Origin of the sequence: Bacillus capparidis (genome assembly GCF_017832095.1) — a bacterium.
Classification (GTDB): domain Bacteria; phylum Bacillota; class Bacilli; order Bacillales; family Bacillaceae; genus Bacillus; species Bacillus gobiensis.
The window spans coordinates 22,362-42,933 of sequence record NZ_JAFDST010000006.1 but is presented as its reverse complement, the minus strand read 5'-3'; the positions used below and the strand labels follow the sequence as shown (position 1 = coordinate 42,933).

20 protein-coding genes and 1 pseudogene are annotated in these 20,572 nt (G+C 39.2%); 3 read left to right on the top strand and 18 right to left on the bottom strand.

What is annotated here, in order from left to right:
* The first annotated feature begins 260 nt into the window (after positions 1–260).
* The 3 genes from JOC74_RS19540 to JOC74_RS19530 all read left to right on the top strand — a co-directional run bounded on the left by JOC74_RS19540 (position 261) and on the right by JOC74_RS19530 (position 3,123).
* Complete coding sequence (locus JOC74_RS19540; protein WP_211086292.1) at positions 261–593, top strand: hypothetical protein; 333 nt, start codon at positions 261–263, stop codon at positions 591–593.
* Positions 594–937: 344 nt separating this feature from the next.
* The gene (locus tag JOC74_RS19535; RefSeq protein WP_211086291.1) at positions 938–2,812 is read left to right on the top strand and encodes a DEAD/DEAH box helicase; all 1,875 of its coding nucleotides are present in this window, start codon (positions 938–940) and stop codon (positions 2,810–2,812) included.
* Positions 2,809–3,123, top strand: a complete 315-nt coding sequence (locus JOC74_RS19530) for a hypothetical protein (protein WP_211086290.1) — start codon at positions 2,809–2,811, stop codon at positions 3,121–3,123. The genes JOC74_RS19535 and JOC74_RS19530 overlap by 4 nt, the downstream gene beginning before the upstream one ends.
* Before the next feature lie 38 nt (positions 3,124–3,161).
* Here the strand turns inward: JOC74_RS19530 and JOC74_RS19525 are convergent, their stop codons facing one another.
* The 18 genes and pseudogenes from JOC74_RS19525 to JOC74_RS19450 form a co-directional block, all read right to left on the bottom strand.
* A complete protein-coding gene (locus JOC74_RS19525) occupies positions 3,162–3,686 on the bottom strand; it encodes a hypothetical protein (RefSeq protein WP_211086289.1) in 525 nt (174 codons plus the stop codon).
* 492 nt (positions 3,687–4,178) lie between these two features.
* A pseudogene (locus JOC74_RS24445) lies at positions 4,179–4,643 on the bottom strand (glycoside hydrolase family 73 protein); the annotation flags it as partial.
* A gap of 52 nt (positions 4,644–4,695) precedes the next feature.
* The gene (locus tag JOC74_RS19515; protein ID WP_211086287.1) at positions 4,696–5,127 is read right to left on the bottom strand and encodes a phage holin family protein; all 432 of its coding nucleotides are present in this window, start codon (positions 5,125–5,127) and stop codon (positions 4,696–4,698) included.
* A gap of 129 nt (positions 5,128–5,256) precedes the next feature.
* Positions 5,257–6,039: a hypothetical protein gene (locus tag JOC74_RS19510; RefSeq protein WP_211086286.1), complete on the bottom strand. Its 783-nt coding sequence runs from the start codon at positions 6,037–6,039 to the stop codon at positions 5,257–5,259.
* 118 nt (positions 6,040–6,157) lie between these two features.
* Positions 6,158–6,280, bottom strand: coding sequence for a hypothetical protein (locus tag JOC74_RS24025; RefSeq protein ID WP_280882917.1), 123 nt, complete (start codon positions 6,278–6,280; stop codon positions 6,158–6,160).
* A gap of 20 nt (positions 6,281–6,300) precedes the next feature.
* A complete protein-coding gene (locus JOC74_RS19505) occupies positions 6,301–6,480 on the bottom strand; it encodes a hypothetical protein (protein WP_211086285.1) in 180 nt (59 codons plus the stop codon).
* 65 nt (positions 6,481–6,545) lie between these two features.
* Complete coding sequence (locus JOC74_RS19500; RefSeq protein WP_211086284.1) at positions 6,546–7,385, bottom strand: HNH endonuclease signature motif containing protein; 840 nt, start codon at positions 7,383–7,385, stop codon at positions 6,546–6,548.
* Positions 7,386–7,915: 530 nt separating this feature from the next.
* A complete protein-coding gene (locus tag JOC74_RS19495) occupies positions 7,916–8,275 on the bottom strand; it encodes a hypothetical protein (protein ID WP_211086283.1) in 360 nt (119 codons plus the stop codon).
* Between the two features lie 138 nt (positions 8,276–8,413).
* Positions 8,414–8,542 (bottom strand): hypothetical protein, encoded by a 129-nt coding sequence (locus tag JOC74_RS24020; protein ID WP_280882914.1) that lies wholly within the window; start codon positions 8,540–8,542, stop codon positions 8,414–8,416.
* 14 nt (positions 8,543–8,556) lie between these two features.
* The gene (locus tag JOC74_RS19490) at positions 8,557–13,419 is read right to left on the bottom strand and encodes a phage tail spike protein (RefSeq protein WP_211086282.1); all 4,863 of its coding nucleotides are present in this window, start codon (positions 13,417–13,419) and stop codon (positions 8,557–8,559) included.
* Positions 13,416–14,843: a distal tail protein Dit gene (locus tag JOC74_RS19485; RefSeq protein WP_211086281.1), complete on the bottom strand. Its 1,428-nt coding sequence runs from the start codon at positions 14,841–14,843 to the stop codon at positions 13,416–13,418. The genes JOC74_RS19490 and JOC74_RS19485 overlap by 4 nt, the downstream gene beginning before the upstream one ends.
* A 16-nt stretch (positions 14,844–14,859) precedes the next feature.
* On the bottom strand, positions 14,860–18,147 hold the full coding sequence (locus JOC74_RS19480; RefSeq protein ID WP_211086280.1) for a phage tail tape measure protein: 3,288 nt from the start codon (positions 18,145–18,147) through the stop codon (positions 14,860–14,862).
* A gap of 182 nt (positions 18,148–18,329) precedes the next feature.
* Entirely contained in the window at positions 18,330–18,620 is a 291-nt protein-coding gene (gpG, locus tag JOC74_RS19475) for a phage tail assembly chaperone G (RefSeq protein ID WP_211086279.1), read from the bottom strand.
* Positions 18,621–18,677: 57 nt separating this feature from the next.
* Positions 18,678–19,244 carry a major tail protein gene (locus JOC74_RS19470; protein WP_211086278.1) on the bottom strand — a complete coding sequence of 189 codons (567 nt, stop codon included), beginning with the start codon at positions 19,242–19,244 and terminating at the stop codon, positions 18,678–18,680.
* Positions 19,245–19,261: 17 nt separating this feature from the next.
* Positions 19,262–19,594 carry a hypothetical protein gene (locus tag JOC74_RS19465; protein WP_211086277.1) on the bottom strand — a complete coding sequence of 111 codons (333 nt, stop codon included), beginning with the start codon at positions 19,592–19,594 and terminating at the stop codon, positions 19,262–19,264.
* Entirely contained in the window at positions 19,591–19,956 is a 366-nt protein-coding gene (locus tag JOC74_RS19460; protein WP_211086276.1) for an HK97-gp10 family putative phage morphogenesis protein, read from the bottom strand. The genes JOC74_RS19465 and JOC74_RS19460 overlap by 4 nt, the downstream gene beginning before the upstream one ends.
* Entirely contained in the window at positions 19,953–20,282 is a 330-nt protein-coding gene (locus tag JOC74_RS19455) for a phage head closure protein (RefSeq protein ID WP_211086275.1), read from the bottom strand. Before JOC74_RS19455 ends, JOC74_RS19460 begins: the two co-directional genes overlap by 4 nt.
* Complete coding sequence (locus JOC74_RS19450) at positions 20,279–20,569, bottom strand: head-tail connector protein (protein ID WP_211086274.1); 291 nt, start codon at positions 20,567–20,569, stop codon at positions 20,279–20,281. The genes JOC74_RS19455 and JOC74_RS19450 overlap by 4 nt, the downstream gene beginning before the upstream one ends.
* Positions 20,570–20,572: the final 3 nt, after the last annotated feature.

Sequence of the window (20,572 nt, the reverse complement as noted above, 5' to 3'; positions counted from 1 at the left end):
GTAAAACACTGTAGAGCTTCACGAATTTACTATCCCGCTCCGTAGTCTAACAACAAAATCAATAAGATTCTTTAACTGAACCTAAATAATAAAGGCAAATTAAGATTTCTTATATAAGTTTGATTGAAAATCGTGTTTTTGCTTAGAGGAAAATGTCATTTTAGTCTCTTTTATCTCTCTCAAAATACGATTTTGCCGTTTTTATGTCCTTCTCCTTAAAGCTTAGAATAAGCATCATAAATTTGGAGAGGATGATATTTATGAAAAGAAGGATGACCATTGTTGACTTAACTCCTACAGCAAAAGATAAGAGCAGTAAAGTATTTAAAATTTCATACCATGTAAAAGGAGAAACAATTGAAGGTCACTATTTAGAGGTTCAAATGGGAAATGAGTTCGAATGGGTACTTATCCTCAAGAATTGGAAATACATAAATTTGAAAGCTTATAAAAAACACTTAAGGTTCCTTAGCCGCCAGCTCAATTCATTTCTTGAAAGTAAGTATGGATTTCAACGGAAACGAATCATTATTAACCACATTTCAAATTTAAAAGATCCTCATAATACCGGTGGTCTTTCTTTCTTGAAATAGGAACATACGTTCCTATATACAAAAAGGAGATGTGTGAAGTGAATGACATTGAACGTAAAGTCTTTCGAATCATCTTCAATAAGACCTTATCTCACCAGCCAGTAATTCAAACCAAAACTGGTCGGAATGAAAAAGAGCTACGGTAGATCGTAAAGAGCTTGATTGTGCAAAAAAGGATTAAATGGGACAAAGAAAAGAATAAGTGGATTGTATATACGGAAGATGGGTTTATTTTTTGAGGCGGAAAAGATAAAATGAAAAAAATTAGAGGAATTTGAAGATTTATGTAGAAAATCTTGATACAACAAACTGATAATTTTTGACTTTTATAACGGGGGACAATTATGACTAAAGATGCTTATTTTAAATCAACTTCTACATTTATCGAATCAAATCTTTCTTTAAGAAAACCGCAACGAGTAGCTCACAAAAAACTTAAAGAGTCGTTTCAAAATGATTACTACACACACAAAATTATAGTGTTACCAACTGGTACAGGAAAAACAGGATTAATTGGGATTGCACCATTTGAAATAAGTAATGGCAAAGTACTAGTAATAACGCCTAGTTTAATCATCAGGGAAGGAATTTCTGATGATTTTGATACCCGTACTCAATTTAATTTTTGGACAGAACGAAATGTGATAATAGATGATGAAAAATTGCCAAATGTTTATAGATATGCAGGTTATTCAACAAATGGAGATAAGAAAAGAGTAATATCCTACATGAATAACGCTGACATTGTAATTGCAAATATACATAAGGTATACAGTTCTAACTCAAAGAAAGCCTTAGTAAATATTCTTGATGATGATTTTTTTGACATGATAATTATTGATGAAGCACATCATTCTGCAGCTGATTCTTGGTTGAAAACACTTGAGCATTTTAAAGCTAAGAAAATATTAAAGTTAACTGCTACCCCATTTAGATCAGATGAAAAAGCTTTAAAAGGAGATATTATATATAATTATTCAATGGCAGATGCTATTAACAATGGCTATATAAAAAATGTATTTGCTGAGGACTATACAAACGAAAAACTGTCCTTTATTGTAGATGGTAATCAAATTGATAAAGAAAAAGCACTTGAAATAATGGATAAGACATGGGTTACAAGAACGGTAGCTTATTCTAGAGAGTGTAGTAATACCATTGTTGAAATGAGTATAAAGGCTTTAGAGGAAAAAAGAAGGATGGGCAAAGCCCACCATCAAATAATTGCAGTTGCTTGTAGTATAGAGCACGCAGAACAAATTAAGGAGCTTTATGAAGAAGCTGGTTATACTGCCGACTATGTTACTAGTGATCGACCTGATGAGTCTGAAAAAGCAATAATAAATTATAAAAAGGGACAACTAGATGTTCTAGTCAATGTAAATATGTTAGGAGAGGGATTTGATCATCCAAACATAAGCATTGCTGCAATTTTTCGTCCTTTTAGAACTCTTCCGCCATATGCGCAATTTATCGGTCGAGCTTTAAGAAAAATTCCGGGAGACGGAGTAATTGATGAAATTGATAATATAGCTCATGTTATTTATCATAAGGAATTAGATTTAGAAGATTTATGGGACTATTACACTGGTCAGCAAAAAAAGGCATCGATAAGACGAATCATTGGTAGAGAAGTAGAAGATGGTTATTTTCAATCCCGTGATATCGGAGAGGTAAGCACAACAGGCGAGATAATAAGAACTACGCGTGATTTTTTAGGTGACGGATCAGATCTAAAGTATAGCGAATCATTAAAGAAAATTCTTCAAGACAGAGAACGTCTTTTAGAAGAAGAAACAAACAAAATGAAACAAGCAGGAATTTCCGACGAGAGTATTGAAGAATATAAAAAACTTCAAAAACGCAAACTAGAAGGTGAAATTAATACAAAACGTGAAGCTTTGCGCGAGGAGTTAATACGTGAAGAAGTCCGTGTTGCTCACCATGAACATATTACAAATATTATAGTGCAATTATTTGAATCTTCTCCAATTGAATTGGGAGGTAATGAACTTCCAGAAAAATCAACTAGCAATATCTATAAATCAGCTAATACAAATGAAGCTTATGTCATTAAGTACATAAATTTTAATCTAAAACAAAAATTAAAACGTGGGATCGATGAATGGGAAACTTACGATTTTGAAGAAGCACGCAAACTGTTACCCAGTATGACAAAAAAACTCGAAGATAAAATTAAAGGAGCAGAAACTAAATGAAAAGTATACTAGAAAGAGCGGCAGACTTACTAATGTATAATGGACCAACGCTAAGAGAAATTACTAATAAAGCTTTTGAAAGTGGAAATGATTATCGAATCGATAAGGTTAATGGTTTTGATATATTACAAGTAACCACTGTACTCCCTTATGGCATCAAAGCAATTGATAAATACTTTTTTAATAATGAAAATCAACTTGTAAAACAGATATTACTAATAAACAATAAAGAAAAATTAATATTTGATAAATTTGCTGAAGTGCAAAATTTATTAGACCTCAAGGAAATTGAAGATAAAAAAGTATCCTAAATAATTATAGCCCCTCCAACCGGAAGGGCTTTTTAATATCAGGAAGGGAACCTTTTTTTATTTAACTTACGCATATGTCTTCTTCGTTTTCTGTTTGATGGTATTTTATTGTTATTTTCATTTACTTTTTTATTTAATATCTCTCCCCATCTTCCAACTGCTATAAAAATTGTAGACCCCGCAACCAACCAGTAACTTATTTGCTTTGCTAAAGATTCTTGATAAAGAGCATATTCTGTACCGGTAAATAAATAATGCCAGTTAGATACTAGTTGGTTATGTTCCTCTAACAATTTATCAAAATCTTGATCTTCAAGGTATCTTAGTTTATCACCTTCAAATTGCCATAAAATATTTAGTTTTTCGTCTGTGATATAATTCTGTGTATCCCCAAAAGAATTTGTAATAAGAGCCCATGCAACTGATACCAATAATAGAAAATATCCACCTAATTCTATAACCTTACTAACCTTTGGAAAAATTTTAAATAAAGAAGTTAAATATTGAAATACAACTAAAGCTAAAACAAGAAACAACACAAACATTACTATCATTACTAACACGCCATTACCTCCGTTGTTTTTTAATCTTTTTGATTATATTTTATTTTGTTTTTAAAAAACTATATTTTGGAGGATTTTTTAATAAATTATTCTTTGTTAGACACATTTTTATATAACCTATTTTACCCTGATCTTCTTTCCAGCAATAATAACATTTGGATTCTTGATGTTGTTTAAAGACTGCAATCTTTGAACGGAAGTGCTGTATTTCTTGGCGATCTTCGTCAAATTGTCGCCAGCCTTAATGGTGTAGTATTCCTTTTTTGCCATTAGCTTGCTGACTGTTCCAGAAACCTTCAACTCTAGACCAGGATGAATGAGGTTCGGATTCGTGATGTTATTTAAGCTTTGCAGAGCCTTCACAGACGTTTTGAAGCGTTTGGCAATTCCACTTAGGGTATCGCCTCTTTCAACTATATAGACACTGACTTTCGGTGAATAAGGTGTCTTTTCTACAGATGCCCGCTTGATAGAGCTGTTATCCTCAGCTTTATCGACTGAACCTTTGTCGTATTTCGTGAGGTCGTTGGCCTCAATCGTTTTGATCAGCTTCTCCGCATATTTCGGGTCAGTCGCGTACCCAGCTGCTTGGATGGCTGCTGCTGCATGAACATAATTGGTCTCGCCGATGACCTTTTTATATTTATTCCTGTCCCAAGAGACCCCGTTATTGTACAGTGTCGCCAGATCCTTCAATGATTCGTACCAAGACGGATATTTCCGAAAGGCGGCATTCACTCGATAGGGATTACCGTTTTTAAATTCTGTCGTCGGCATCTTGACACTTGAGCCATTATATGCTCCTTTAATACCGAAAAGGTTTTTTCCGCGCTGAGCAAGACCTGATTTTCCCCAATTTGACTCATGAATTGCTTGAGCAATAATGATAGATGCCAGGATGCCGTCTTCTTTATAAATTCGTTTCGCATGTGGTGCGATCTCGTTAATAAATGACATAAAAAACACTCCTTTTATAATTGTAATGAAAAGAACGCCTAATTAAAGGCGCTCATTTTGCAATATCATCTTTCTTTTTTTCCTTATGATCATCTTTCAGCTGGCTAAACCGATCAGAAAGGATTTTTGGGACCTTTATATCCAATCGACCAAGGTTTTCGATCAAGCTAATACCTTCTGTACCAATCAGAAACATGAGTATAGCATACCTGACAAACTTTCCTTCGTTGCCCAAGATAATATCCAGCTGCGTAGCCACAATGACCAAGGAAAACATAGCCCCTTTTTTCATCAAGCCGCGAAATGCACTCTTAGAGGAAACTTTTTTGTCATATAATGCAGCCGAAACGCCTGTTAAATAATCCAAAGTCATTAAAATCACGAACGCGATCAACAAATTATCAATGCCCCCAAGTAAATAAGCGATGGAAGAAACTCCACCGCCTGTAATCGCAACCCATAATGTATCTGTGTTGTGTTTCATTTTTTCTCCGCCCTTTCAATGTTTGTTTGGTAGTGCCCCCGTTTTCGATCCACCTCCTTATTAAATTATTAAAGGTAAAATAAAAAGGACTCAATGAGCCCTTAATTTTTAATTATTTGTTTTTTTACCCTATTCATCCTTAATGAGTCCGCCAGCAACGCCAGTAATAGCTATAACTTCTATTATTTTGTCTGAACTAGTAGGATCGTTACCATCACCATAATATTCATCTAAAGCTTCAATAAACCACTCAATATCAAAGTCTACAGTTTGCCCACCATTACTAACATTCGTTAATATTTCATTAACTATAGAATATTTCGTATCATCATCATAGCCAACCCAGTCAGTTCCATCAGCAGTCTCCAAATTCCATTTTTCCTCTTCTTCTACCTCAACTTCCTCTTCCTCTGCTGTAGGATCTATATATTTTCCATCTTTGGCGCTATCGTCATATACAATTTCATCATCTACATATAATAGATCTAGAGAACTGTCAGAAGAATATTCAACACCATATTTATGCTTGGATGTAGTTAATTCAATAAGGTTAATAAAACATGTGTTTTTTTCACCACAAAAAAAATCACCGTCTTCATATGAGATTCCGTTTGGGATTCCGTTTTTCTGTACTACTTTCACTACAGAAGCCAAAAATTGATACTGCTCTTTTTTAGAAAGATCGTCAAATTTATCCACAAGAGTTCCATTTAAATCATATTCATGATAAGTGGATTCATTACCTTTTTCGGGTAGTTCTTTAAAACCATAGTCTATTGAAACAATAAATCTTTTCAATGTCTCATCATTTGAAATATCAGTAATTACCTGATCAAGGTTCTTAGTGGTAAAACCACATCCCGTTAAAATAAGCAACCAAACCGCGGGGAGCAAATAAAATATTTTTCTCATACATCATTCTCCTATATAATTTTCACCTCTTCTTTTATCGGTTAAATAACATCTATTTTAAAGCTTATTGTTAAATTCTCACATATTTTTTTGTTATGGCATTCTTTAGGTACATCTATCACGAACCACTTTCTAATGCAGTTAACCTTTGCTCGATACTGACTAATCTTAGCTCTAACGCGTCTCTTTGCTCCTGTGTCCAATGCGCAACCTGATTGGCAGTATGCTTGCTGAAACTCATCCTTTGTCGCCTGCTTGACGTCATCCACACTGCCTAAGCCGACTTGCTAGCTGGTCGAATTGTGTTGCATTCTTCTCCGTTCGAGTAATAAAAAAAGAGAGCGAGAATTCGCCCTCTGTGGTTCGTTTTCGTTTGACTTCTTCAAAGTCTGTCAACGGTTCGATGCTGCCGTTTAAGGCGTGTAATGTGAGTTCTGGCATGGTATCACCTCTTTTGTATATAGAAAAAACACTCTATTAAGAGTACTAGAATGGTTAATATCTACTTATTCCAAAATTTCAGCAGCTAACCTTTTTAATTCTATACTGTTACGTGTATATCTGTTTATATTACCTAAGTAAATTCCAGTACCAATTGGAATTTGGGGCTCTCTTCCTATCATAATACCACATTGTAAATTCCTAAATATATTTCTACTAAGTCTTTGATTTTCATCGCCAACAAGTAATCTATCTCCCTTTATTAAAAGTTCTATTCCATTATAAAGTAATCGAGCTTTGTCTATTATCACCTTATTAGGTGAATCAAAAGTAATATTTAATAAAATTTTCCGGAATTTTTCTCTTATGGTCAAGGTCTTTCCAACAAATTGAATATCCCATGGATCAGTACTATACATTAAGCGATTCTCAGAGATCACTAAAATGAGATTATTAAACTGATCGAATACTAGAGCACTTAGCAATAAATGTCCTTTGTCAAGGATAAAACTAAATAAAGGAATTTCATCTATCATTATCGGTATCATTTGGTTTGGAAACTCTTGGGAATCCATTTTAAAAGTATTTCCTCCAATAATGAATTCACATGAATCTCCTTGATAGTATAAAGGCGTATAACTACTCTTTCCATTACGTAAATTAAATGGATTTTTATTATGTTTTTGAATCAATTCTATTGGTAAACGCCCTGCTGTTTTTTCTCTATGGTGTTGAGGACACAGGAGAGTAATATCCTCTGCGACATGTTCCTTTACCTTTGCCCACTCTTTCATATGCTCATAATCATAAATTGGAAGTCCACACATAATACAACCAAAGCCACATCTTTGTCTTACTTCTCTTTGTATTTGATTTGGAATCTTTCTTTTAGGATCGTTTGACATAAAGCATACCCCCAACTCCCATTGTTTACTATATAATGGTAGTACACATAACTATTTCCATATCCGTATAGCTTTATCTCAATTAAATGAACCTCGTTACTGCTGACTAATGCTGTGCAGGATTAGTTCAGGAAAGGTATCACCCACTTTATTACCTAATATGTTCTCTTAATCTTGTAAATTCTTGATTTTCTGTTTGGAACTATATGTCTAAATTCGTTAGACCTTTTATGAACAAAATCTTCACTTCTACTTACGACTTTATATTTTTGATCAGAGCTTGACCATGAATCCTCTGTTATGATTAATATGTTGTCATTTTTCGTCAAGAAATCCCTGATTTGTAATGATGTATATACCTTGTTTACTTCAAGATCCCTTGGTATTTCATCATCATAAATAGACATATCACCATCTCCTTTTCTGTCTATATTCGTCAGAAAAAGGAATTGTCCTTCTTTTGGACTATTACATAGAAATATAAATTTTCTCATTAAAAAAGTAGAAAATTTTTTCTGAAATGATTATGCCTATTCCACAGGCTCGGACTTCGGTGTAATCCTCATCACCGAGTAACGCTGTAGAACAATATCTCCAAGTGCACTCATACTCTTTGAGTTATCATTTAACAAATCCGCAATTTCTTGTGGAATATAGTTGTCCACTTGCGCTGTAATAGTAGTCCCATCAGTCAGCCGCACTTCAACATTTCCTGGTGCCTCACGTTCAGGTACGACTCTAGCGACTTGTTGCCGCTGCACGACAGAACTGCCGATCACAACCACGACCTTTTTTTGATCATTTAACATGTCAGCAAGGGCTTGAACAGAGTAATTTTCAAATGAATCTTTGATTTCGTTATTATCGAACAGTTTTATAGTTACATCCATCGTTGATTCCTCCTTTGATTTTAGACAAAATAAAAAAGCCCTTATTCAGCGCTTTGTGGTTCATTAATAATCTCTGCAGTTGTTAAACCTTCCAATTTCTTTTTCAACTCTTCATATTCGTTTTTCAGTGTTTCCAACTCACGCTTCAGTGTTTTCAAATTCCTTATTTGTGGCCATACCTTTGAACAGTGCTTTTTCATAGCTTAACTTTGATATTTGTTCTTGCAAATCTTCCATCATAAAATCAACTGTACTTTTTTGAGCCATTATTATTTTCCTCCCTATTTCATCACCATAATGTCAACGTAGATATATTCTGAACCGCTGAAGGTTCGATTCCCAGCGACCACAATATCGAATGTGCTTGCGTTGACATTCTCGGTATAAACTAAATTTATATTGTTTATGGATACACATCCTGACTGCCAGCTTGCAGTACAACTAACTCGAGGAACAAAACCTAATCCATGGGATACAGTTCGTCTCATTCGGTTAATCCCGTTTGTGCCATATACCGTATAACGTCCTGACCGTATTGTTCTTTCGGTGTGAACTGGAGACCCATTAAGATTCATCCAACCATGAAAATCGTGCCCTGCAGCACTATAGTCTATTACACCTTCGTAATAAGTGATTTGACCAATAGTATAAGGATCACCACGCCATAAAATAGCTCCATATTCTATGTCTACTAGTCCTGCAGTAAGTTTTCCTGAGAAAGTTCCTGTTGCCCCATTCAATGTTACTGCATTTAAAGTTCCGGCATTGACCGTTCCCAAATTAGCTGTAATCGCTGATAAGGAACTGACGTTTATCTTATCTGCTGTCACGGCATCTGTAGCTAGTGCATCAGTTGTAATAGAACCGTTGACGATTAATTCAGTATTTGTCATCCGCCTGATTATAATATCGTCTATCCATGCTGAACCAACCGTGTTATTGGAATTTAAATCAATAATTAAGTCTGTTGTCTCATTTACGGTAATGACGCCTGTCCTTTTCACCCATGTTGTGCTATATCCATAAGCAACAGCCGCTATTAAAACATTTGATTTGTTTCCAAATCTTAATTTAGAGTTATCCTCTGTTCCATTCCAATCCGAAGTACATTTAAACCAATATTCCACATAAAATTTTTCGCCAGAATTCACTTTTTGTGTTCCTAATAATCTAACTCCTTTATTTCCTGTTCCCCGAGATATTTTTAATGACTTGCTGCCGGAGTGTTTGTCGTACGAATCGATTGTGTATCCTGATGCCAAGCCCCATGGAATAGCATTAGTGTCTTCAAAATCCGAACCAGCAGCTAAATTTGTAAAATCTCCAATAAGCAATTTGTTTGATTTAATCATAACGTTTTCCGGTGAAACATTTATTGCGGATATGACCCCATTTTTCTCTACTCGTGCGGCAATCTGTCCGGCTTGAACGGTTAAGCTTGATTCCGCACTGCTCATCCGACTGGTGAGATCGTTCATGTCAATGTCATAGTCCACTTGTTTGACGCGGATATCGACCTCGTTCGATAATTGATTGATCAAAGATTCAGAAGTCGATAATCGAGAATCTAATCCATCTACCTGACTTTGTGGAACAATCTTAGAAACTCTTACATTTGTAAATCTCCATCTCCCAAAGTTATCCCAGCCGTTTTGTAATACCTGAACTTTAGCACGAACCCATCCGTCAGGTATAGTAATTATGGCAGAAGTGGTGCCCCATGTCGAAGTAGCTTTACGGTACGCTGAATGTACCCATACATTAGTTCCGTCAGCTTTTTGTCCCCAAAAGCCTAACCCTATATCATATTTTCCGTTCTCCATAACAGCACAGGAATCCAGTGATACAAAGAACTTATCGCCTGATTTTACTGGAAAGAAATCACCGCAATTGATGTCACGCCTTTTAATCTCACCAACATACGTAGTAGGGTTCCCGTTATTCGGATTTCCTACCCAATTCAATCCACTCCATCCGACAGAAGAACCTCCTTCGAATGAAGGATTTATGCAATAATTAGTTGAGTCAGAATTTAATGTTACTTTATTGTTCAAATTATTGAAGTCGGATTGAGATACTTTACTTGTAATCTGTCCAGCTTGTACAGATAGGCTTAATTCCGCCTGACTGACTCGTCCTTCAACACTATCAACATATGTCTTATCAGCTTTCAAAGCAATCGCGTTACTGTTTACTGTAATAGAAGCATTCGCTTTATTAATACGCTGATTTACTGAATTAATAGAAGACTCAACTTCTGTTTTAGTCGCCCTAAGCTGAATTTGTTGAGCTGTCTCCGTGAGGAACGTTTCGGCAGAAGAAAGACGAGTATCAATACCGGATATAGCAGCGTCAGTGTCCTCGGGTGCTGGGGTCCAATCGGTAGCACGGTTCCCTTTTTCCAATTTTGGCCGATAGATTGAGAGCGAACTAGGGAAAACTCCAGTTGTATTCTTGTACCTTAGAGTCAAGTACATCTTAACTGTATTTTGAGGAACAAGGACCGTACCGTTTATTCTATACCATTTATCATATGTTACAGATATTTTTCCAAAATCACCTGCGGTGGCAATATCATTATTACTTGAATCAGTGAACTTAACAGCAAAATATATTTCTCCTGTGTGATTAGTATTGAAGCTGGAGGAAAAAGAATATTCTTCTCCAGGGACAACATTAATCATCTGACCTCGATGGTGAAAAGCAACGAGTCCGTCAGAGTTGTTGTTTTCTCCGTAAAGAACCTTTCCAGGAGCGCTAGAATCAACTCGAACTTGTACAGTAGTATTAGAAGTAAAAGCGCCCCATCCGCTTTTGCTCGAAAAAGTTCCAGAGCCGAACAATAAGTTTCGTCCGCCAATCGTTAAATTGGTAAACTCACTCTGACTAACCTTCGTTGCAATCTCATTCTCACTCTGATAAATCCGGCTAGAATGATCATTTAATTCCTGAACAATGCCGTTTTTATCCGTTGTATACGAAGTAACGGAAACCTTATTATTTAAAGCACTGTCCACGTCTAATTTGGTGTAGGTGTTAGCTTTATCAGCCTTAGAAACAAGCTGTCCGTTGACGTAATCCAGCCCAGCTTTCGCGGCAATATCTTGTGTAATCTCTTGCACTTTTTGATTGTACGTATTGATATTGACCTTGCCATCCACAGAGCCAATACTAGGTGTTAATTGCTCCCACACTGAACCAGTCCATCTGTGAAAAGTAAAATCGGTTGTTCTTAACCACAATTGCCCGACAGCAAAGCCGCCACCAGTTGGCTCTACATCATGCCTAACGATGGACAATTCACGTTGTGAAACTTCATTTTCGATTTGTCCGATGGTCTCTTCCACTTGATCCAGTTGATCATTGGTATATTTAATTGCCCCAGAATCATCGGTATACTTAGATGCTTTCGACCAGTCAGCAGAAGAAAACGGCTGCCTTGCTGCTTTTGCAGCTTGACAACGCATGATATCTCCAGAATTACCTTGTGTCCACAAATCCCCTACCTCGTAAGGAGGAATAGGCTGGTTAACAAATACACGCCTTTTTGAATCTGCTGTATCCTGTGCTTTAGAGGCATCCGAAAGTGCTTTTGTAACATCATTATCCGTGAGCCTAGTCCATTGATAATTGGATCCCTCGAGCGTAAAACGATAGGAATAACCTGTTGATGTATTGTAAAACAAGTCACCAAGATGATTATTTTTCTGATCGTTGGTTGTCCAACCACTGGCTGGCACGTTCATCAATGACGGCTCATAATCATAAAACCAAGATGTGATATTGCCGTCTATTTGATTCTGGATTTCTGATAAATCTTGATTATATGTGATGGCATCTACATAGTTTTTGAGCTGTGAATCTGTGTAATGATTTGCCTGATCTCTCGCATAGTCAGCCTTATCTTGTGCGCCGACCGGTGTTTCTGCATTGATATCCTCAGCTTTTAAAGGAGAAAATGGGATCCATCCACTACCGTCCCAGCTGTGTGGAATATCAACAGGTCCACCTGTCTTAATCCAAATAATAGTTGGTTTCCCAGCCGGAGGAGTCGGGCTTTTTATAACCCTTGTCGCATAAAGAGACTGCAAATCTTTCCACAGCCGCATGACATCCTCTTTTTCATATTCAATCACTTCACCAAGGGTGTAGACTTTTTTCGACTCATCAAAAATAGATCGGTCTATTTGGATTACTCTTGAATCCAGGTACATTTCGGGCACAAAGGATTCATCTTTAATTTTGGCTGTATCACCGATTCTAGTTATCTCATGTTCGTAGCCTAAAATATGTTCAAGGGATGCGCCTTCTACCTCATAATTCACAGCTGCGGCGATCCGTTTTTTAAGCTCTGTTTCTCCCAGCTGCTTTAATCGATCCATCGTCATATTTTGATCGTAGGACTCAGGCTCATAAATTTCTATCAGGTGCTGCCCTTTTCGGTTCCAATTCTGAAAAGCTTCGTTGTTTGTAACTGTGACGGTCAGCCGCGTGCCGTCCTCCCGTTCTGGACCGATACAAAATAAAGCCGTAACCACCCGGCTAGGATCAATGGTTCTATTGATATCGATTAAATCTTTGCCAAATGTGATTTCTTTCCCGCGATTCATTCCTTGTTTTGTCAAGAAATCAACATAACGGCCAGTCACTTTATCGCCATCCGTTGTCACCCGAAAGACGAGCTCACATTCAAATAATGAGGCGATCGCTTTCAATGCCTCATAAGCGCTCAAATGCTTTTCTATCGTCCATTTCCGGATGCCGGAATATTCGACGATTCCTACTTGCCATTCAAGTCCTTCGAGTACAAAATCCGCTGCACTTTCTAACGTTTGTCCGTCCCGTTCTGCAGGAGCAATGACTTTTGACTTCTGCAAATCCGTGTAGGAAGCAATCGAATATATTTCTGTTTGCTTGCTTACGCGACTTTCATAAATCTTATCAACGATAAATTCCCTGTAGTCGCCTTCTTCGGCTGGAATTAGCAGGCGGGAACGACCTTGAATCTTATCCATATCGTCAGCATCGGTAGGAGCAATAAAATCGAGGGTTTCGTTATTGAGCGATCGAGAATGTGTGTCCTCAAAGGCAAAATCGACCCATCCGATGAGATTGTCTGTTTGATGATGTAGTACATGTATCATTTAAATCGATCCCTCCACCTGACTTTCACGTGATCGATGGTCTCTGCCGGATTGAAAACCAATGTATTCATCCCTTTTGCCAATTCAAAAAAGCGAGCGCCAAAGTCTTTTCGCATGAACAGTTCACCATTTTTAAAAATTCTCGATGCTTTGTGATCGAAAGTAAACGTGTCTCCGGATTCCCCGATATATTCGACACCATTTTCTTGTTGATTGACGGAAGATACCTCTGCTCCCCGAAATCGTGCTTTACCGGGAGTATTTTTATTGTTCGCTCCAATGTGTAACCCGACTGCCGCTAAATCTTCTTGATATTCGTTATTTAAGTCATTAAACGTAAACGCATATTTTTCACTTGTTAAAATTTCTCCGTTTTCGACTCTTTGCTGTGCAACATGTGCTGTAAATCTTGTCCCCACTTTTTCAATATCGATATATCCTAAGAAACTGCGAAATTTCCATTTTTGGTTGACGAAATAGGTTGATTTACCACCGCTTCTGATATTGACCTCGACTTCAACTTCTGAGGAAGCATGCCTCACTAGTGCCACAAGCTTTCCGATCGGCTGACCAGATGTATTAAGCAGATAAGCTTCGCATCTTGTGATCTGTCCATGATTCGAACTCACATTAAAGAAAACTCGGAAATAGTAATCGGATAGCACCGACCCGATGGATTGCATGACAGCTGGACCATGCCATGCACTTCCCGTTCCATAATCAGTTGCAACAAAATCGCCATTTTGAATGCTAATTGTACCTGTTTTCACACCACCGTCCGGTACATATGAGGCAGATGCCCACCCGGTCATCGTAGGAGTTGATTCCCACACTTTTTGATATTTTTCATATGGTGCTTCTTCTGTTGATTCGGATTTCCCTATCCGCATATAATCCTTTTCGCCAATAATGTCGAGATAAGTGGTCTTATCTTTTAGTTCGACCTCGAACATAGGGGGCGTTGGGAGTGTACCAGTGTTTTCAATTAAGATTCCACTTTGCAAGGTCTCCTGATTGTAGTAGCCAACCGCTTCTGCTGTCCGATATTTATAGGGGTCTGGGCAGATAAATGAAATGACACCTGTTCCATAATAAACTAACTCATCTAAATCAAAACTCCCGTCTACCTGAGCATAATAAATACGGTTTGGCTCATCATCAAAAATGAGTTCTACCGGATCATCGGTTATCAGCCAATCTGCCAAATCTTCTTTCAATAATTGCAAATCCGTCATATTCTCTGCTTCAATAAAAACGGGAATATCTAACGGTCTTGGCTCTATATCTGGAAGTGAATTTAATCCACCCGAGAGCCCAGGAACAGTTAGAATATTTCTCCGAATTGGTGCCCATCCAGGGCGTTTCCTTCCACGTAAAACAGTGAGGTAAGAACGACGTTGCCCGTTAAATGTGAAACTTCCCATTTGTCTTACCTCCCTCTTAAAATGTTTTTAAGCGCATTTCTTTAAAATCTTGCATTTTTGTAATATCATCCAACAACCACCGGGCTAACTCTCGTTTTTCAGGAGTGACAACTTGAATAACGACTGGTTGTTTAACATCGGATTCCGAAGGCTGGCTAGATGGGAGTGGAGATGTCGCAGCTCCTCTCAAATCCAACATTTCTGGACCTTCTTCCCCGACCATTGCCATTCCTGGCGAAAGTGTTACACCACCGCTTGCAAGCATCGGAATGTTCCAGTTGCGTAGGATCGCTTCTGTTTCCGGATTCGGGATGACCTTAGCTCCCTGAGGTAGATGCACCAATTCAGGTCCCTCTTCTCCAACAACCGAAAGTCCACCAGGAGCATTCCTTGTACCTTTTGCAAAGAAAGGCAATGCTGCCCTCATTCCTGCCGTTACTCCTTCCCAAATCGCTGCGAGGGTTACTTTTTTCTTCACGGATTTTCTGACTTTTTCGTTAAGATCATCTGCTTTTCCGTTATCATCAACGTCTACGTTTTTATTTACGTCTTTACCCAATTCACCGGTAAGGCTGGATGCCTTGCCGGTCCCTTCGTCAATCTTCCTGTTCACAGACTGTTGCTCGCCTTGTATGTTTCGAATTTCACCCTTCGCACTTTGGTATAGGCCTAATGCGCTACTTAAATTATTTAATTCCGTCTGCTGGGCCTTATTTAATCCGCTCTGTTCCCGTTTGGCGTTGTTTAATTCATTGATTCGGTTTTGAGTTTTTTCTATAGCTTGATCTAGCTGGGCGATACCTTCTGCACCGGACGCGTTAATGCCCACTTGCTCCAAATGTAGATTAATCATCTTGTCATAAAGCTCTTGGGTCTTCCCGATTTCTTCTTCCGATTTCGTCACACTGTTTTGTTTTTCAGCGACCTCATCGGCAAGCAGAGAAATTTTATTATTTTGTTGATTCAAAAGGAGTTCTGCGTTTGCAATTTCATCAATTGTCTTTTCTGCTTCTAAATCCTTTCCGGCGTTCAGCTCGTTTTGAGCCTGGATTTTCAAATCTGCAAGACGCTTTTCGGTTTCATCTCGAGCCTGCCTGACCTCGTCTCTTTCTGCTTCTTTCTCACGTAATTCATCCAATGCATTGATGTAATTCCGGATGTTCTCGGTCAAATTCGCCTCAGCTTTAATTCGTTGGTTCTCTAATTCGAGCGCAATATTTTCCCTTAGTTTCTCGTTAGCTTCACCGAGTGCGTCTCTGTTTCCAATAATCGAATTTCCGTGGTCAGAAAGGACGGTGGCAGCGTCAGGTACCTTATCAATAAGTTGATCATTCAACGAGAGCATTTCGCTCATTTCTTCATTGGACAATCCAGATTTTTCACGGAGCCTGTCCGCCTCATCAGTTAGACTTTTAATTTCTTCAGCTGATTTGGCAAATTTAAGCTCACTCTGAATGTCTTTAAAACGGAGGAGCTCATCGTTGGAAAGCTGATTTTTCTCTCTCAAAACATCGTATTTGCCGGTCAATCCTTCCAGCTCATGCTGCTGTTTGATCATTGATTCCGCATGCTCTAGGTTTACTTCTTTAGATTTATTCATCGAGTCCGCAATAGCGAAACCGGCCGCAGTTGCCAGCCCAAGACCGGTTACGACTAAGCCCATCGGACCTGTCATCGCACCCAACGCTACCGTGAGAGCCCCAAAGCCGGAAATCGCCCCGCCAACAACGGTTAGCCCGACACCAAGGGCGGCCGTTACGCCGGCAATCCCGGTTGCAACAAGAGCAGTAGTAGCGATAGTATTCTGTGTCTCCTTGTCCAGGCTGTTAAACCAATCCGTTGCATCCTGGACACCGGCAACCACCTTATCGAGGGTTGGGAGGAGAGCATTCCCAAGAGAGATCGCTGCAGTTTCCACGGATCCTTTCAGCTGTTCCAATCGCCCTTTTACGTTATTAAGCTTTTCAGCTGCCACGTCGGCAGATTTCACTTTTCCCATAGCCGTAGCCATGTTGTTGATTCCATTCGCGCCTTCTTTGTAAAGGATGTTAGCCGCACGAATAGCGTCCGTTCCGAACATTGTTTTTAAAGCCATCTGACGTTGCTCATCAGTAAGACTTTTCAACTTGTCTTTTAATAGTTGAGAGATATCTGCTAAGGACTTAACGTGTCCTTCCGAATCATAAAAAAGGCTATTCCCTTTTTCGGTAATAAGCCCTAAATCTCTCATTTGATTTGTCGCTTCTTTAGTCGACGGGGACAAATTCAGTAACATGGTTTTAAGTGAAGTACCTGCATCGGAACCTTTTAACCCGTTCTGTGAAAACGCCGCAAGGGCAGCTGTAGTATCCTCAAATGTTAAACCTATCCCGCTTGCAACAGCTGAGACGGCTGAGAGCCCGAATTTCATCTCGGAAACGGACGTAGCCGAAGCATTGGCTGCTCCAGCTAATAGGTCAGCCGCTTGCATGACAGATAAGTTGTCATCCTTAAACGCATTTAGCGCAGTAGAAGCTATTTCCGCAGCGTCTGCAAGCTCAAGCTCACCAGCTGTTGCAAGAGATAGGGCGCCGTCTAACCCGCCGTTAATGATGTCGGTTGTCTGAACGCCGGCTTTGATCAGCTCTTCAATACCTTGTGCAGCTTCAGTAGCAGAGTATTTGGTTTTTGCGCCCATCGTAACGGCCAACTTTTCAAGCTCTCCTCCAAACTCTTTTGCTTCGTCTGGAGCCATGACAGATTTGACAGATGACATTTGAGATTCAAAATCCATAGCGCTTTTGGCTGCAATAGCTAGCCCTCCACCAATTGCGGCTGTAGCGATTCCGAAGGATTGCGAAATATCCGCGCCGGTTGACTGCATACGCCCGCCAACCCGCTGCATGTTTTCTCCTGTGTCGTTTAGACTTGTCCGAAGCCGACGAAATGAGTTCGACTGCTCATTAATCTGCCGGTTCACAGCCTCTAACCGCTGTTCCATTCTGCGCATTGAAGTAAGCGCGCGGTTATAGGCAGATGCTGCACGGATGGTTTCTGTCGCGTCTTCACCTTTCGTTCGTTTGCTCTCATCATACCTACGTCGAAGCTCTTCAACTTTTTGTTGATGGACGCCAAGCGACCGTGTCAAAACGCCTGATTGTCGGCCAAGTGCTTCTAAACTATTATCAAATCGGGCAGATCCTGCTGTTATTGCCCTGAATTCATTGTCGAGTGCTCTTAAACGAGCATTTGCATTCTTCATGCCTCGAGTAAAATCAATATCTTCTAAACCGAGACTAATACGTAGTACCCCGACTTCTGCCATTTTGTCACCTCCTTATAACCACGAGACTTGATCGGCGTAAACAAGTACTTCATCTTCTTCATCCTCGGAAAGAAGATCAAATAAAAAAAAGATGTCCGATTCATCAATTTGCGTAAGTGACCATCCTTGTTTCACAAGATCGCGATAAAGTTTTTTATTCGTCTTATGCATTTCCGAAAACGTTACTTTTTTCCGTTTCCCTCAGCATCACCTTCGGTTGGTACAAAAAGACCGTCGATTGTACTCATCACTTGGTCATACGGTACGCCTGCATAAAACTCCTCTAGGCTAAATTTATCGCCAAACGCAAACACTACAAGTCCGGCAAACTCGTCCAACTCTTCCGGTTTTAAATCGCTAAGATTTTCTGTTTTTCCGCGAAGTTCAATGAACTTTCTCCACACTAAGCCATTGACAAATGGAATAGTAAAGTTTTTTTCTTCTCCGTTAATCAGTAGAGTTAATTTTTTCAAGCGTATTCCTCCTTTAAAAATGTAAAAAGAGACGGAGAAACCGCCTCTACATTAGACTTATGGTGTAGTTTCAGGTGCAGGTGGGGTTGGTTTGTAAACAGAATCAAACCAAATGTCGGCAATTGGATTCTCAACTTTCCCAGGGGCATCTAAATGAGCACGCCATTTCCCATCATCGCGGGGCATAAATTTGCCGGAAATCGTTGGTGTTTGGAATTCTGTGCTACCGCCCCTTGTATTGTGGGTCAAAGCAGGTGGCTGGAATTTCCCTTTGTAATAGCAGTAGTAGCGAAAGCCTCCTTGTTCAAATGGCAATCGGAATAATAGTGCTCCATAAGGAGCAACGTCATCCACGGAATCCTCAATGACCCCGTCAGTATTTTTGGATGTGCCCATAAGCAGGTCATATTCATCAGCCGGTAAATCTTTTGGATTGATCTGAACATCGATATCCCCAAGCGCACTTGCAACGTTAACAGCACGGTCATCCGCATACAACGTGGTAACTGTATAGTTAGGTGTGACTGTTGCCGAAATAGCTTCAGACAGCTTGACAGGAGTCTCGTATGTCCCATCATCTTTAAATTTAGCGAAATGCAAATCTCTAAGTCCGATCGTTGGCATTTCTTATTCCTCCTTCTTTATTGGACAAAATGAAAACGAAGCACCTTGTGATACAGTTTGGTGTCCGTTTCGTATAATTCGGTTTCAAATGTACGCGTGAAACCTATTCCTGTTAGCAATTCTTTTACTTGTTTCACTAGACTGCTATAGTTTCCTATGCTAAAAATATCAACTTGAATAGAATGGGAAGAGTTCAATTCCTTATCATCCCCATGTAAAGCACCGGATTGATGGTACTCAAAAAACTTGATATAAGTTGGAGGATTCCCATCTGATTCAAGCAGAGTTTGGAACCGAACAGGGACACCTATAGGTTTAAGCGTGTTAATAATAAATGAGCTTAAGCTCATAAACCTAAATTCCTTCTGATTTCGTCAGCCATTTCATCTCTTATGGTTCTTCTTTCACTCTCTAGAGTAGGACCGTATACAGGACGGGCTTCCATTTTCGATGTTCCGAATTCATGAAAATAGCCGTAAAAAGCGTCCCCCTGCTGATCTGCACCAACATCAACTTTGTCATTTTTAACGTCAGACACAATGATGTTATCGCGCCAATTCCCAGTGACCACAGGTACGTTTTCTTTTAGCTTACCCTTCAAATAATTACCTCCTGCTTTTAGCGCCTTCTCTTTTGTTCGACCTTCCGCCTGCTGGCCCATCCTGGTAATTTCACTTAGCAGTTGATTAAGCCCATCAACTTGTGCGCTCATTGAACCGCCTCCTTACAAACAATGGTGAGGGTCTTCCTGGCTTCATCATCCGGCAAAATCGCCTTGATCTCAAAAATTCTGCCTTGGTATTTCACCCGCATATCCTCTGAAATTCCTGTTCGGTATCGGATGATCCACCGCGTTGTGCGTTCATTTTGCGTGGCAGATGCCTCGTGATATTCACGGCCGCTAACCGTCTTAGCCATAGCCCAGGCTTTCATCACATCAGCCCACTGACCGTCTGGTAGAGGGAAGCCTTCTTCATCAACAGCTCCTGGGTTTATTTGTTGAAAGATGATCCTGTGTCTAAATTTACCTGGATTCATGTTGACGGCTCACCCTCTTCATAACAATGCTGTAGCTGTGTGATCAAGCTCTGCAAACCAAAAGCGAGTTTATTTCCTTTCCCAATTGGTTCTCGGTTTTCATACCAGTGGATAGTCAACATTTTCACAGCTAATTTGGCCATCTCATCATCTGGATTAAGCATACATCCAGCATTTTTAAGATATTTTTCTGCTGCACTAATAAGAGCTCCTACATCCTCATTATCTTCAGTGAAATCCTCTTCAATTCGCAGATATCTTTTTGCTTCATTTACAGTAATAATCAAGCG

Bases quoted from the DNA above. Each gene is read 5' to 3' on its own strand.
- JOC74_RS19455 (WP_211086275.1), bottom strand. From the start codon at position 20,282: ATGAATCCAGGTAAATTTAGACACAGGATCATCTTTCAACAAATAAAC.
- JOC74_RS19515 (WP_211086287.1), bottom strand. From the start codon at position 5,127: ATGAAACACAACACAGATACATTATGGGTTGCGATTACAGGCGGTGGA.
- JOC74_RS19510 (WP_211086286.1), bottom strand. From the start codon at position 6,039: ATGAGAAAAATATTTTATTTGCTCCCCGCGGTTTGGTTGCTTATTTTA.
- JOC74_RS19540 (WP_211086292.1), top strand. From the start codon at position 261: ATGAAAAGAAGGATGACCATTGTTGACTTAACTCCTACAGCAAAAGAT.
- JOC74_RS19530 (WP_211086290.1), top strand. From the start codon at position 2,809: ATGAAAAGTATACTAGAAAGAGCGGCAGACTTACTAATGTATAATGGA.
- JOC74_RS24020 (WP_280882914.1), bottom strand. From the start codon at position 8,542: ATGGCTCAAAAAAGTACAGTTGATTTTATGATGGAAGATTTGCAAGAA.
- JOC74_RS19485 (WP_211086281.1), bottom strand. From the start codon at position 14,843: ATGGGAAGTTTCACATTTAACGGGCAACGTCGTTCTTACCTCACTGTT.
- JOC74_RS19490 (WP_211086282.1), bottom strand. From the start codon at position 13,419: ATGATACATGTACTACATCATCAAACAGACAATCTCATCGGATGGGTC.
- JOC74_RS19465 (WP_211086277.1), bottom strand. From the start codon at position 19,594: ATGAGCTTAAGCTCATTTATTATTAACACGCTTAAACCTATAGGTGTC.
- JOC74_RS19505 (WP_211086285.1), bottom strand. From the start codon at position 6,480: ATGCCAGAACTCACATTACACGCCTTAAACGGCAGCATCGAACCGTTG.
- JOC74_RS19480 (WP_211086280.1), bottom strand. From the start codon at position 18,147: ATGGCAGAAGTCGGGGTACTACGTATTAGTCTCGGTTTAGAAGATATT.
- JOC74_RS19470 (WP_211086278.1), bottom strand. From the start codon at position 19,244: ATGCCAACGATCGGACTTAGAGATTTGCATTTCGCTAAATTTAAAGAT.
- JOC74_RS19495 (WP_211086283.1), bottom strand. From the start codon at position 8,275: ATGGATGTAACTATAAAACTGTTCGATAATAACGAAATCAAAGATTCA.
- JOC74_RS19460 (WP_211086276.1), bottom strand. From the start codon at position 19,956: ATGAGCGCACAAGTTGATGGGCTTAATCAACTGCTAAGTGAAATTACC.
- JOC74_RS19500 (WP_211086284.1), bottom strand. From the start codon at position 7,385: ATGTCAAACGATCCTAAAAGAAAGATTCCAAATCAAATACAAAGAGAA.
- JOC74_RS19535 (WP_211086291.1), top strand. From the start codon at position 938: ATGACTAAAGATGCTTATTTTAAATCAACTTCTACATTTATCGAATCA.
- JOC74_RS24025 (WP_280882917.1), bottom strand. From the start codon at position 6,280: ATGAGTTTCAGCAAGCATACTGCCAATCAGGTTGCGCATTGGACACAG.